The sequence below is a fragment of the Hungatella sp. L36 genome (assembly GCF_014288035.1).
The window spans coordinates 84,645-97,474 of the sequence record NZ_JACOPC010000009.1 but is presented as its reverse complement, the minus strand read 5'-3'; the positions used below and the strand labels follow the sequence as shown (position 1 = coordinate 97,474).

Annotated in this window: 13 protein-coding genes; 11 read left to right on the top strand and 2 right to left on the bottom strand. The window is 50.4% G+C overall.

All coding sequences use genetic code 11. From position 1 onward, the window contains the following. Positions 1-100: 100 nt before the first annotated feature. The gene (locus H8S80_RS20300; RefSeq protein WP_002603438.1) at positions 101-859 is read right to left on the bottom strand and encodes a DUF305 domain-containing protein; all 759 of its coding nucleotides are present in this window, start codon (positions 857-859) and stop codon (positions 101-103) included. A gap of 134 nt (positions 860-993) precedes the next feature. Here H8S80_RS20300 and H8S80_RS20295 point away from each other — a divergent pair, with 134 nt between their 5' ends. From H8S80_RS20295 to H8S80_RS20265, 7 genes are all read left to right on the top strand, one after another. Further along, entirely contained in the window at positions 994-1,866 is an 873-nt protein-coding gene (locus H8S80_RS20295; RefSeq protein ID WP_002603439.1) for an aminoglycoside 6-adenylyltransferase, read from the top strand. 438 nt (positions 1,867-2,304) lie between these two features. Further along, entirely contained in the window at positions 2,305-3,195 is an 891-nt protein-coding gene (locus H8S80_RS20290; protein ID WP_117630890.1) for a transposase, read from the top strand. A gap of 38 nt (positions 3,196-3,233) precedes the next feature. Further along, on the top strand, positions 3,234-4,217 hold the full coding sequence (locus tag H8S80_RS20285; protein ID WP_117630889.1) for a Gfo/Idh/MocA family protein: 984 nt from the start codon (positions 3,234-3,236) through the stop codon (positions 4,215-4,217). A 24-nt stretch (positions 4,218-4,241) separates the two neighbouring features. Further along, complete coding sequence (locus H8S80_RS20280) at positions 4,242-4,931, top strand: HAD family hydrolase (RefSeq protein WP_117630888.1); 690 nt, start codon at positions 4,242-4,244, stop codon at positions 4,929-4,931. Between the two features lie 235 nt (positions 4,932-5,166). Next, positions 5,167-6,189, top strand: a complete 1,023-nt coding sequence (locus tag H8S80_RS20275) for an LCP family protein (protein WP_117630887.1) — start codon at positions 5,167-5,169, stop codon at positions 6,187-6,189. 169 nt (positions 6,190-6,358) lie between these two features. Beyond that, positions 6,359-6,958: a DUF3793 family protein gene (locus tag H8S80_RS20270; protein ID WP_025530600.1), complete on the top strand. Its 600-nt coding sequence runs from the start codon at positions 6,359-6,361 to the stop codon at positions 6,956-6,958. A 3-nt stretch (positions 6,959-6,961) separates the two neighbouring features. After that, positions 6,962-7,402, top strand: coding sequence for a flavodoxin (locus H8S80_RS20265; RefSeq protein ID WP_002603445.1), 441 nt, complete (start codon positions 6,962-6,964; stop codon positions 7,400-7,402). 104 nt (positions 7,403-7,506) lie between these two features. Here the strand turns inward: H8S80_RS20265 and H8S80_RS20260 are convergent, their stop codons facing one another. Beyond that, complete coding sequence (locus tag H8S80_RS20260) at positions 7,507-9,051, bottom strand: alpha-amylase family glycosyl hydrolase (protein ID WP_117630886.1); 1,545 nt, start codon at positions 9,049-9,051, stop codon at positions 7,507-7,509. A 164-nt stretch (positions 9,052-9,215) separates the two neighbouring features. Between H8S80_RS20260 and H8S80_RS20255 the strand changes: the two genes are divergently transcribed. Genes H8S80_RS20255 through H8S80_RS20240 form a run of 4 tightly spaced genes read left to right on the top strand, consistent with a single transcriptional unit; the run spans position 9,216 to position 12,825 of the window. Then, entirely contained in the window at positions 9,216-10,160 is a 945-nt protein-coding gene (locus tag H8S80_RS20255; RefSeq protein WP_243007847.1) for a helix-turn-helix transcriptional regulator, read from the top strand. A 38-nt stretch (positions 10,161-10,198) separates the two neighbouring features. Beyond that, the gene (locus tag H8S80_RS20250) at positions 10,199-11,248 is read left to right on the top strand and encodes a metal ABC transporter substrate-binding protein (RefSeq protein WP_002603448.1); all 1,050 of its coding nucleotides are present in this window, start codon (positions 10,199-10,201) and stop codon (positions 11,246-11,248) included. After that, positions 11,249-11,956 (top strand): metal ABC transporter ATP-binding protein, encoded by a 708-nt coding sequence (locus H8S80_RS20245; RefSeq protein WP_025530599.1) that lies wholly within the window; start codon positions 11,249-11,251, stop codon positions 11,954-11,956. Then, positions 11,956-12,825 (top strand): metal ABC transporter permease, encoded by an 870-nt coding sequence (locus H8S80_RS20240; protein ID WP_025530598.1) that lies wholly within the window; start codon positions 11,956-11,958, stop codon positions 12,823-12,825. Before H8S80_RS20245 ends, H8S80_RS20240 begins: the two co-directional genes overlap by 1 nt. Positions 12,826-12,830: the final 5 nt, after the last annotated feature.

Sequence of the window (12,830 nt, the reverse complement as noted above, 5' to 3'; positions counted from 1 at the left end):
GACCACAGACGAATACGGGAAACTTAAAAATCCCGGGCGGCGCTGAATGCGTGCCCGGGATTAAACGTTCCTGTGTTCTTTTTTGCATATCCCATCTATTTTATGAGGTGAATTCCTTCATCTCTTCGATCTCTTTTTCCTGAGCATCGATGATGTTCTGGGCGAGAGTCCTGATCTCCTCGTAATTGGTGTACTCGAGGATGGATTTGGCCATGTCAACCGCCATCTGGTGATGCATGATCATGCCCTCAGCAAATGCATGATCGAGGCTGTCGGTGCCGGACTTACTCATGGAATGGTCGTGCTCCAGCATCTTGTCGTATTCGTCTAAATATGCGCTTTCCTGGTCTGCATCGTTATGGCCTTCCGCCTCATACTTTTTGATCAGATCCTTCATCTGCTGAATCTCTTCTGTCTGAGTGGTTTTGATGTTTTCGGCCAGTTTTTTCAGCTTTTCATTGCTTCCGCCGTATTCGAGGTAGCTGTCGGCCATATCGATGGCGGACTCATGATGAGGAATCATGCCGTTTAAAAAGTCGATGGATGCATTTCCTGTCTTGGGGATGTTCTCCATGTCATGCATCATGTCCATCATGATCTCATCCTGGCGCTGTAAGTAGCGGTTGGTGTCGTCGTCAGAGGCTGCATCACTGCCGCCGTGGCCGTTATGGTCCATACTGTTTTTACTTTCCGCCGAACCGGACGACTGTTCCGCGGTCTGGCTGCTGCTTTCCATCTCCGTCGGTGCGGGTGGAATCGGCGCCTTTTTTCTGCTTCCGGCCGCGGCAAAGGCGGCTATTGCAAGGATAACGATGGCGGCAATGATTCCAGTCGCCCAGTATTTCATATTTTTGTTCATAATCCCATTTCCTCCATTTCTTATCGGTAATCTTAGTATGAGGTAGTGATGGAAGGTTTATGCACGATGGAAAATCTAATCTTGTGCAGGAATGGATGCTCTGGTAAAATAAGGATAAAAAGGAGGCGTCTTCTATGCGAACCGAACAGGAAATGTATACAATGATAATCGATACGGCAAAGGCGGACGACCGCATTCTCGCCGTTTATATGAATGGATCCCGGGTGAATCCGGAGGCGGAAAGGGATATTTTTCAGGATTATGATATCGCCTTCGTCGTGAGGGAGACGGAAAGCTTTCGGAAGGACAGAACGTGGATCGACCGGTTTGGAGACCGCCTTTACATGCAGTATCCGGAGGAGAACGACGAGTTTCCCTCGGATGTGGAAAACTGCTACGGATGGCTTATGCAGTTTGCCGATGGAAACCGCCTCGACCTTCATGTACAGACGCTTTCCTACTCCCTGCAGATGATGGAGGAGGACCGGATGTTCCGGATTTTGTATGATAAGGCTGGCTGTCTGGCTGAAGCGCCGGAACCGACGGCGGAGCAATACCGGGTGAAACGGCCGGAGGAGAGCCAGTTTCTCTTTGTATGCAATGAATTCTGGTGGTGCCTGAACAATGTAGCGAAGGGACTGTGGAGAAAAGAGGTGCCGTATGCGCAGGACATAGTGAACCTCCATGTGCGCCCCCAGCTCATTACGCTTCTGTCCTGGAAGGCCGGGATTCAGACGAATTTTACATGCAGTGCGGGGAAATCCGGAAAGTATCTGTACCGCAGCTTATCACAGGAGGACTGGGACCGGCTGATCCGGACGTACGCGGGCGGCAGGCTGGATGAGATGTGGGAGGCGGCCGATACCATGTGCGTGCTGTTTCATGAGACTGCTCTTACGGTGGCAGAACAGTTGGGATTGCGGTACGATGTGAAGGAAGCGGAGGCGAGCCTGGGGTTTTTCCGTCATGTAAAGGGACTGCCGGAGGATGCGAAAGAGGTTTTGTGAGTTTGTAAGTTTTATAGGATTACAAGTGATTTTCCGCTGCTGAATAAGGATTTTGGCTGATCTGAAATTATAATCAGAGCGGAAAATCTTTCTGCTTTTTAACATTGATATAATGATTATAGAGCCTGGCAGATATCAATGTTCACGATATCAAAGAATCGTTTTATATTTCTTGCAATTTCTAACCATATATGGTAACCTGTAACATACAACCAACAAGGCTGCCGGTTTATTCAAATGATTCAAAATATTTTCGTTTATTCTTAGTAACGGCATATCGCCGGAGCAATTCCAAAAAGTAAAATTTAATAAAGTAAGTTATAACGGCAGATTGCGTAAAATTGGCTCCTGTACTTGTATTTTACACAGTATTTTTATATAATCATACTGAAGGCCCCATAGCCTCTCTGCGTTGTAAAAGGAACAGGAGGTGTGCATATGGGGAAAAGAGATATTGCATTAGCCAGGTATTTTGAAGACGAGGACCGGTATGCGGATTTGATTAATGGTTTTGTGTTTCGTGGCGAACCAGTCATATCCGGCGAGAATATTTTAGATAAAAATACTCGGATAACAGGTTTTGTAGTAATAGCGTTGGAACATCAGGATCAGATTCACTACAGTATGCCAGTGCGTGTAATGCTTGAGGACGCAGCCGGATATGATGAGCAGATGAGGAGAATCCAGAAGAAGAACCAAAAGGTTAAGGGGCTGGATAAGGGGGAGTTTCTCGGCAGTTTCAGGAAGGAAGACAGGTTAAACGCTGTTTTTACCATTGTTCTGTACTATGGTGAGAAAACATGGGATGGTGCAAAGGACCTTTATTCGCTTATTAATTTCGATGAAGTTCCGGAAATGCTGAAAGATCTGTTTAACAACTATCGTCTGCATGTTCTGGAGGTCAGACGTTTTAAAGATATCGACCAGTTTAACACTGATTTGAGGGAAGTATTCGGATTTATTGGCTTTTCCGGAGATAAAACTGCGGTACGTAATTATGTCGCAGAAAATCAGGACAGCTTTGAACAGCTGAGCGAAGATGCCTATGATGTAATTGCTGTCATGGCTCATTCGAAAGAACTGGAAGACGTAAAGGAAAGGTACAGAGAGAAAGGCGGGAAGATTAATATGTGTGAAGCCATACGGGGAATGATTGAAGACGGCAGACTTGAGGGAAGGCGTGAAGGTGAATTAAAGGCAAAGCAGATTGTTGCCAGAAATATGTATTTACGTGGAATGTCAGAGGAGGATACGTCCGGCCTGTGTGAGGAAGATATAGAACTGGTAAGACAATGGTTCCATAAGTGGAGAAAACAGGACACGCGGTAACGCAGAGGATTAAATTTGTCAGTAAGGAGGCATAAATTATGAAAACATATAACTGGGGAATCATAGGAACCGGATTAATAGCGCGGGAGATGGCGTCGGCCCTGACTGCGTGCCGCGGCGCCGTCTATGGTGTCTGTGGAACGAGCAGAGAGAAGGCGGAGTGTTTTGCGGCGGATAACGGAGTTCTGCACGCGTTCGCGGACGCAGATGCACTGCTTTCGGATGAAAATGTGGACATTATATACATAGCAACGCCTCACAACATGCATTTTGAATTCATCAGGCGGTCGGTCCTGGCTGGAAAACATGTTCTCTGCGAGAAGGCCATTACGGTGTCGTCCGCGGAGATGGAGGAAGCGGCTGCGCTGGCTGAGGAAAAGGGTGTGGTGGTAATGGAGGCCATGACGATTTTTCATATGCCTCTCTATAAAAAGCTTAAGGAGATCGTAGCTTCGGGGGCGATCGGGCCAGTGAAGACGATTTCCGTCAATTTTGGAAGCTGTAAGCCTTACGATGTGACCAGCCGGTTCTTTTGTAAAGACCTGGCCGGGGGAGCGCTTCTCGATATCGGAACGTACGCCGTGTCCTTTGCCAGGTATTTTCTGGATGAGAGACCGGATACCGTTCTGTCAGCCGTGAAGCGTTTCGAGACCGGAGTGGACGAACAGTCCGGAATTGTGTTCATGGGCGAGAACGGACAGATGGCGGTTATCACGCTCTCCATGAGGGCCAAGCAGCCAAAACGCGGCGTGGTAGCCGGAGAACTGGGATATATCGAGGTCGCGGAGTATCCGAGGGCGGACCGCGCTGCCATCGTCTATACGGCAGACGGACGGAGAGAGGAGATCGCCTGCGGCAACAGCAAGAAGGCGCTGGAATACGAGGTGGAGGATATGGAAAAAGCCGTGTCAGAGCACCTTGTGTCAGAGAGCATGGCCCTTTCCAGAGATGTTATGTGGCTTTTAAGCGGTGTGCAGAAGCAGTGGGAAGAGCAGGACGAACAGGCTGGAACACAGAAGTAAGGACAGAATATGGAGGACAAAATCATGTATCAGTGTTGTATTTTTGATTTGGATGGAACGATTATCAATACACTGCATTCTTTAAAGAAGACGGTGAATGAGACGATAAAACAGTTTGGCTACGGCCCTATTGATGAGTATCACGTCAGGTATTTCGTGGGAGACGGTTATAAGAAGCTGGTGGAACGGACACTGGTTTACTGTGGGGACACAGAGCTTACGCACTACGAGGAAGCGCTGACGGTCTACGACGAGATGTTCAAGAAATACTGCTTATATCAGATGGAACCGTATGCAGGGATGCCGGATTTTTTAAAGATGCTGAAGGAAAAGGGAATCAGGATCGCGGTGGTGACAAACAAAGCCCATGACCGAGCCGTTGAGTGTGTGGAGACCGTCTATGGTCCTGGCTTTTTCGATAAGATAACCGGGGAGGGAAAGGGCATGAAGTGTAAGCCGGACCCCGAGGGCGCCCTTAAGACGGCGGAGGAATTCCATGTGGAGCCGTCGGAATGCCTCTACTTTGGAGATACGAACACCGACATGAAGACGGGAATCAACGCAGGTATGGACACCGTAGGTGTGCTGTGGGGATTCCGGGACAGGGAAGAGCTGGAAGCCTTTAAGCCGAAATACATCATCAGCCATCCGGATGAAATCAGATCCCTGTTTAACGAAACAAGCGAGAATTCTCCCGCCTTTGCAGGGGAATGATGAAACAAATAAACAATGAATAAAATTAAAAAAAGACAGGAAACTAAAGAGAGATGCTCTGAGCTGAAAGAGAGGTCTCTCTTTTTTGCTGCATAGGGAAGCTCTTTCTGTGCAGCAAAAAGTCCCGGGGACGGCGCGTTACGCTTTACCGGGCGTCCTGCTCCGGTGCAAGAGCCTGGCCAGCCGGCTCAGAAACGATATTTTACGGGATAACTCATCAATCCAAGGAGGAAACATGGCAAAGCACTGGAAATGGGGATTTGTGATACTGGCCGCTGTATGGGCCGCACTTTTCGGAAACATGCTGGGGTATGCCTGGAATGTGACGCATCGGGAGGAGCCAATACCTGAAGTGCCAATGGAACAGATCCAGAATACGAATATAAGCGAGGTGGCCCAGGAGACGATGGACCGGTTCTGGACGGTGGCTGTGTTTGGGGTGGATTCCAGGGAAGGAAAGCTTGGAAAAGGCACGCGGTCCGATATGGAGATGGTATTAAATATCAATCTGGAGACTGGAGAAATCCGAATGGTGTCGGTTTACCGGGACACCTACGTTAAGATTGATGAAAAGAATAAATACGATAAGATCAATCAGGCCTATTTTGAAGGCGGTCCGGCTCAGGCCATATGGGCGCTGAGCGAAAATATGGACTTAAATATCGACGATTACGTTTCCTTCAGCTGGAAGGCCGTGGCAGATGCGATTAACCTGTTAGGAGGGATTGACGTGGAGATCAGTCCGGAGGAGTTTAAGGTCATCAATGGCTTTATTACAGAGACCGTGGAGTCCACAGGAGTCGGTTCCCACCATTTGAAGAAGGCGGGAATGAACCATTTGGATGGGGTGCAGGCCGTAGCGTATGCAAGGCTGCGGAAGATGGATACGGATTTTATGAGGACAAAACGGCAGCGGCTGGTGGCGGAGCTGGTGCTGGAGAAGTTAAAGCAGGCAGATTTGGGAACTGTGCGTCAGCTGGCATTTTCCATACTCCCTTCCGTGTCCTCCAGCGTGGGGATGAAGAATATTCTCTCCCTGGCGGGCACTGTGTCGAAATTCCATTTAACGGAGACCGAGGGCTTCCCATTTGAACTGAAGGATGCACTGGTGGGAAAGAAGGACTGCGTCATACCGGTCACTCTGAGAGACAATGTAATCCGTCTTCATCAGTTTTTATTTGACGAGGAGGACTATGTGCCGTCGCAGCAGGTGGAGGAGATCAGTGAGCAGATCGAGCTTCACACCAAAAAAAAGTAAGTGTTCAGCTTCCGCAAAAGCCATAAAAAGTAAAAAAACACTTGAAAAAACAGTTAGCATATGCTAATCTATATGAAGTTAGCAACAACTAACTTATGGCTTTCAAAAATCTGGATAGATAAAATAAGTTTACTCCGGGGATAATGAGAAAGCGGAAGGAGTGAAACGGATGTCAACAGACGCAATTATGTCATATATTTCAGAGTGCAGCCACGCAGGAAGGCTGGAGTTTCAGGTTTCCATCCAGTGCGCCCCCGTATTAAAGGGAATTAAGGCGTCTAATCTTGTGACCATGGCAAAGGGATCGCTGCAGACCGTAAGAAGCGCCCTTGCAGGCACAGAAATTACTGCGGTCATGCTGGCAGCCGGTGACAGGACAGAGGTTCTGTTTCTGTACCGCTTCCCCATGCTGAAAGCACTTCTGGCAAATAAGGAAATAAGAAAATTTTTAAAATCCTGCGGATATGTGCAGTTTGATCTGGCTTCCATTCTTATGGGATTAAAACGCAAATATACCGCGTATCTGGCCGGCAGCGGAGAATTTCCACACGAACTGGGCGTTCTGCTGGAATATCCGGTCGAGGATGTCAAGGATTTTATCCGTTACAGCGGAGAAAAATTCCTGTTTACCGGTTACTGGAAAGTATATCACAATCCTGCGCAGGCCAGACTTAAATTTACCCGGTATGACCGGGCGAGAGAGGCCGCCATGCAGCAGATCATAAATGGAAGCCGCCTGTATGAAGTGGCGGTAAGAAAAGGAGAATAAAACATGAGCGATATTTATGTAGTATATTTTAGTTCAACAGGAAATACAGAGGAAATGGCAAAGCACGTTGCAGACGGAATCGAGAGAAAGGGTGGAAACCCGATACTTACAGAGATTGGAAGCGCAGATCCGGATCACTTAAAGGAGGCTTCCGCCTTTGCACTCGGCTGTCCTGCCTGCGGCGCAGAGGAGTTAGATGAGAGCATGGAGTCCTTAATCGAGGAGATATCCGGTTCTCTGGAAGGCAAGCACGTCGGGCTGTTCGGCTCCTACGGATGGGGCGGCGGCGACTGGATGCGCGAGTGGGAGAAGCGCATGGCGGAGCGCGGCGCGAAGATCGTCGGCGGTGAGGGCGTCATCGCTCTGGAATCCCCGGACGGAGACGCGGAGAAGCAGCTTAAGAACCTGGGTGAAGCGCTGGCGGAGCTTGGCGCTCAGGCTTAACCTGAGATTAAGATTAATGCCGCCGGACTTAATAGTTGGCCGGCAGGAATTGTTTCAAATAATTCCTGCCGGCCATTTTTTTTAGGAGCATTTGGCAGTGCTTCCTACGGTGTATTTGGCTCCAGCACCACGAATGACTGCGGTTCCAGAACGATTTGTCCGTTCTCCCATCTGCCGCTGCCGATGGAGTAGATGGCAGACTTCTGACCATCAGAAGGTACTGTGACTGTCTCGCCTGACGGATTGACCGCAATGGTCAGTGCGCCGCGGCGGTATACGAAGGGCATCGCTCCCTTTTTAGCATAGAGCGGCTCAAATTCCGCGTCGGCCTGTAAATCTGCCTGATCATGGCGCAGGGCCAGCAGGGCTTTTACGGTGTGGAGCAGGGAATCCGGATTGGATTCCTGATTTTCCACGGTGGGCGCGTCGGAGGCTTCATCAACTGGGAGATAGAGGCTGTCTTTATCCGCATCGGAGAAGCCCGCATTTTTTCCGCTGTTCCACTGCATCGGTGTGCGGGAACCGGTTCGGAAGTAGCCGCCTTCCTTTGTCGCCAGCTCTAAATAGCGCATTCCGATCTCATCGCCGTAATAGAGATAGGGAACGCCCGGCATGGTAAAAATGAACGCAAAGGCCAGCTTCAGCTCAGTCTCATCCAGATTATAGCGGGGACGGAGTGTGTCGTGATTGCAGGTCAAAAGACAGAAGTAACCGTCCTCCTTCGAAGCTTCATATTTGGGCAGGTAATCGTCTAAGAACCTTGTAATATCTCCGTGGCTGTCCTTTTTGAAGAAGCTGTGGTCCTCCTGGCTCTCATAGTCGCGCATCAGGGTGCTGTAACCATTGCCGCGTCCATTTAAGAAGAAATCCATGTGGAAGCCTGCCTTCAGCGCGAGCCGCGGATTGCCCCATTCGGAGACCATGGCGGCTTCCGGATAGTCGCTGTCCAGCATTTCCCTGACATCTCGCCAGATGGCACAGGTGCCGGTCTTTTCCTCATCGTCGTTCTTCACCAGGGAGGCGGCCATGTCCACACGGAAACCGTCACACCCCCGGTCGAGCCAGAAACGCATGACGTCCTTCATGGCCTCTCTGGTGGCGGTACAGTCCGGATGATCGGTGGGGAGCTGCCACGGCTCCTTCGGATCTAAGAAGCCGTAGTTTAAGGCCGGCTGGCATTTAAAAAAGTTGAGTACATAGACGCCGCTGCGTTCGCTCTCTCCGCCGATATACGGAAAGCCCTTGGCGCCCTCGAAACAGTGATTGGTCCAGATGTAGCGGTTGGAGTATTCGTTGGTCTCCGCCTTCTGGCTCATGGTAAACCACTCGTGTTCCTCGGAGGTGTGGCCGGGAACGAGGTCCAGCAGCACGCGTATGCCCCTTTTGTGGGCCTCCTCAAACAGATGGTACAGATCTTCGTTGGTCCCGTAGCGGGGGGCTGCCTTCTTATAATCCCATACATCGTAGCCCGCGTCCTTAAAGGGGGAGTCGAAACAGGGATTGATCCAAAGGGCATTGCAGCCCAAGTCCCTTATGTAGTCCAGCTTCCCGGTGATTCCCTGAAAATCACCGATCCCATCCCCGTTGGTATCCTGAAATGACTGGGGATAAATTTCGTAAAATACTGCGTCTTTTAACCATTGCGGCATGACCATTTCCTCCTTTTAATGTAACAGCTCAGATGGCTCATTCATAATTCCTGTTTACGATGCTATTGACATCTGCTATATTGATAATATACTATAAAAAAGAAAGGAAATCTTGCAAAATAATACCGGATAGTAACACAATTCTATGATAATGGGGAGGATAAATGGAAATGGAGAGAACGGGGCTTAAGACTGGGAGCACAGGCGGCCGGATGCCGGACTATAAAGAGAAGACAAATCACGGGGATGCGCTGATGCCGGTCCGCTATTACCACTGTTCCGTGCCGAATTCGTACAGAAATCTCTCCCTGCACTGGCATGAGGAGATGGAGATCACCCTGATCCGGTCGGGGGCCATCTATTACGATATCGATTTTGAGACATTTTCGGTGGAGGAAGGGGATCTGCTTCTGATTTCTCCTCACATGCTCCATTCTGCCCATGAGATGCCGGGAAAGGACATGGTGTCGGACAGCCTCGTGTTTCATCTCGACTTCCTGGGCTACCAGGTTCCGGATGCCTGTACCCTGAAGTTCTTAAACCCGGTCCAGTCCGGGAAGCTGCGTTTTCTTCCGGTCGTGAAGCCGGGGACAGCTGGCTATGAGGAGATGAAGGCGTGTTTTGTCCTTCTCTTAAAATGCTTTAATGAGAAGCAGTATGGGTACGAGCTGTACACGAAGGAACTGCTCATGCGGTTTTTCCGCCTGCTGTACCAGTACGGATGTGCGGCGAAGCACGAGGGAAGCAACGGAGAATCCGGCGCCGAGGAGAAGTTAAAAGAGGTTCTTTCGTATATTCAGTCAAATTACAGGGAAACGTTATCCATAGAGGAGCTGGCATCGGTCTGCCATTTCAGCCAGACTCATTTTATGAATTTCTTTAAGCGGTATGCAGGCATGACCTGCATAGAGTATATCAACCATTACCGGATCACCAGGGCGGCGGCCGATTTGGTGGAGACGGAACGGCAGGTGATGGATATTGCGCTGGAAAATGGCTTCCGGAACATTTCTTATTTTAATAAGGTATTTAAGGAACGGTTCGGAGTGACGCCGGGGAGCTACCGGAAAAACAGCCTGGAAAACCTTTCCCTGTCCTGTAAAATGTGATATACTATGCAGATGGAATCAGATAGGAGACGTAATGAATGAAGAAAAATAGAAGAATCCCGCGGAAGTTCTGCATCGGAACCGTGATTCTGGCTATGATTTTAACGGGATGTGCCGGGCGGCAGATTCCTTCAGCGGAGCCGGAAGCAGAGGGCGGGAAGCTGAATGTGGTGACAACGCTGTTTCCTTACTACGATTTTACCAGGCAGATTGCCGGTGAACATATTAACCTGACCATGGTGGTTCCGGCAGGCATGGACAGCCATTCCTTCGAGCCGACGCCGGCCGACATGATCACGATTCAGAACGCCGATGTGCTGATCTGCAACGGCGGAGCCATGGAACACTGGCTGGAGCGGGTCCTATCGGCGGTCGATACCTCCCACATGGCTGTCATGACGGGGATGGATTACGTGGATACCGTTCAGGAGGAGATTGTGGAAGGCATGGAAGAGGAGGCGCATGGCCACGACCACGACCATAGCGTTGACCACGACCACAGCCACGATGACCTTTACAGCCATGATCTGTATGACGACGACGGCCATGGAGAAGAGATCGAATACGACGAACATATCTGGACCTCGCCTGTGAACGCCATGAAGCTGGTGAAGGGCATCGAAGAGACCCTGGCTTTAGCAGATCCCGGGAACCGGGCGGCCTATGAAGCGAATGCGGAGAGCTATCTGTTGAAGCTTGAGAAGCTGGATCAGGAGTTTCGTGACGTGACAGCCAATGAAAAGAGGAACATGATAATCGTGGGGGATAAGTTCCCTTACCGTTATTTTGCGGATGAGTATGGTTTGCGCTACAGGGCTGCATTTTCCGGATGCAGTACGGATACGGAGCCAAGCGCCAAAACCATCGCTTACCTCATCGATAAGATGAAGACAGAACAGATTCCGGTCATCTACTATCCGGAGCTGACCAGCCACCGGGTGGCGGAGATCATCTCCGAGGAAACGGGCGCAGAACCGCTCTTACTGCATTCCTGTCACAATGTGACCAGGAGGGAATTTGACAGCGGCGTGACCTACTTAGACTTAATGGAACAGAATGTGATTAATTTGAAAAAAGGACTGGAATAGATGAATTCATTGATACAATGCAGCCATGCGGATTTCGGCTATGAAAACCAGGATGCCGTGGTGGACGTCACCATGGAGGTGAATCCTGGTGATTACGTCTGCATCGTCGGAGAGAACGGTTCCGGAAAGAGCACCCTGATGAAGGGAATGCTGGGACTCTTAAAGCCGACGAAGGGCACCATATCCGTGTCGGATGAACTGAAAAAGAGCGGGATCGGTTATCTCCCGCAGCAGACGGCGGCGCAGAAGGATTTCCCGGCTACGGTCGGGGAGGTCGTACTGTCCGGCTGTTTGAGCAGGCGCGGAAACAAGCCTTTCTATTCAGGAAAGGAAAAGGCGCTGGCGGAAAAGAACATGGAGCGGCTGGGAATCGCAGAGCTGGCAGGCCAGTGCTACCGCGACTTATCGGGCGGACAGCAGCAGCGGACCCTGATTGCCCGGGCCCTGTGCGCCACGGACAAGCTGCTGATCCTGGATGAGCCGATTACGGGCCTGGACCCTTCGGCAATCCTGGAATTTTACGAGATTATCCGAAAATTGAATCAAAAAGAGGGCGTGGCGATCTTAATGGTATCCCACGATATTGCAAATGTGGTGAAGCAGGCGAAAAAGATTCTTCATTTAAAGAGAGAGGTGCTGTTCTACGGCACGACGGAGGAGTATTTGAAGAGCAGCGCGGGCCACATTTATCTGGGAGGTGAGCTTTGATGGAAATGGTGAGAGAGATGCTTTCATACCCGTTCCTCGTCAGGGCCTTGGTGGGCGGAATTCTCGTCTCGCTCTGCGCGTCCCTTCTGGGTGTGAGCCTTGTGCTGAAACGGTATTCCATGATTGGGGACGGTCTGTCCCACGTGTCCTTCGGCGCGCTCTCCATCGCGGTAGCGGCCGGATGGTCCCCCTTAAAGGTATCCATCCCCGTGGTGGTTCTGGCGGCGTTCTTCCTCTTAAGGATCACGGAGCACGGGAAGATCAAGAGTGACGCGGCCATCGCCATGATATCGGCGGCGGCCCTTGCCATCGGTATTATCGTCACCTCCATGACGACCGGTATGACGACCGATGTGAGCAGCTACATGTTCGGAAGCATTCTGGCCATGAGCAGGACGGATGTCAGCTTAAGCGTGATCTTAAGTGTCGTGGTTCTGGGGCTGTTTCTGATCTGTTACAATAAGATTTTTGCAGTGACCTTTGATGAGAATTTCGCCAGAGCCACGGGAGTGAACGTCTCGTGGTACAATGTGCTCATTGCGATTCTGACGGCGATCACCATCGTCCTTGGAATGCGGATGATGGGAGCGATGCTGATTTCCAGCCTGATTATCTTTCCGGCGCTCACATCCATGCGGCTCTTTAAGAGCTTCCGCGGCGTGGTGCTGTCCTCCGGCGTGCTGGGCGTGGTGTGCTTCTGTATCGGCATGGTGATGTCCTACCGGTTCTCCACACCGGCGGGAGCCAGCGTCGTCGTCGTCAATCTGGCGGCATTTCTGCTCTTTACAGGGGCAGAGTGGGCGCTTAAATTCCGAACCGGCGGAAAAAAGCCGGAATTAAGTGAAAATACGGAAGCAGAAAGGCAGTAGCAGCA

What these genes read in the sequence shown, in the direction of transcription:
- H8S80_RS20240 (WP_025530598.1), top strand. Translation starts at nt 11,956, where the DNA reads ATGGAAATGGTGAGAGAGATGCTTTCATACCCGTTCCTCGTCAGGGCC.
- H8S80_RS20275 (WP_117630887.1), top strand. Translation starts at nt 5,167, where the DNA reads ATGGCAAAGCACTGGAAATGGGGATTTGTGATACTGGCCGCTGTATGG.
- H8S80_RS20280 (WP_117630888.1), top strand. Translation starts at nt 4,242, where the DNA reads ATGTATCAGTGTTGTATTTTTGATTTGGATGGAACGATTATCAATACA.
- H8S80_RS20245 (WP_025530599.1), top strand. Translation starts at nt 11,249, where the DNA reads ATGAATTCATTGATACAATGCAGCCATGCGGATTTCGGCTATGAAAAC.
- H8S80_RS20265 (WP_002603445.1), top strand. Translation starts at nt 6,962, where the DNA reads ATGAGCGATATTTATGTAGTATATTTTAGTTCAACAGGAAATACAGAG.
- H8S80_RS20255 (WP_243007847.1), top strand. Translation starts at nt 9,216, where the DNA reads ATGGAAATGGAGAGAACGGGGCTTAAGACTGGGAGCACAGGCGGCCGG.
- H8S80_RS20290 (WP_117630890.1), top strand. Translation starts at nt 2,305, where the DNA reads ATGGGGAAAAGAGATATTGCATTAGCCAGGTATTTTGAAGACGAGGAC.
- H8S80_RS20285 (WP_117630889.1), top strand. Translation starts at nt 3,234, where the DNA reads ATGAAAACATATAACTGGGGAATCATAGGAACCGGATTAATAGCGCGG.
- H8S80_RS20300 (WP_002603438.1), bottom strand. Translation starts at nt 859, where the DNA reads ATGAACAAAAATATGAAATACTGGGCGACTGGAATCATTGCCGCCATC.
- H8S80_RS20295 (WP_002603439.1), top strand. Translation starts at nt 994, where the DNA reads ATGCGAACCGAACAGGAAATGTATACAATGATAATCGATACGGCAAAG.
- H8S80_RS20270 (WP_025530600.1), top strand. Translation starts at nt 6,359, where the DNA reads ATGTCAACAGACGCAATTATGTCATATATTTCAGAGTGCAGCCACGCA.
- H8S80_RS20250 (WP_002603448.1), top strand. Translation starts at nt 10,199, where the DNA reads ATGAAGAAAAATAGAAGAATCCCGCGGAAGTTCTGCATCGGAACCGTG.
- H8S80_RS20260 (WP_117630886.1), bottom strand. Translation starts at nt 9,051, where the DNA reads ATGCCGCAATGGTTAAAAGACGCAGTATTTTACGAAATTTATCCCCAG.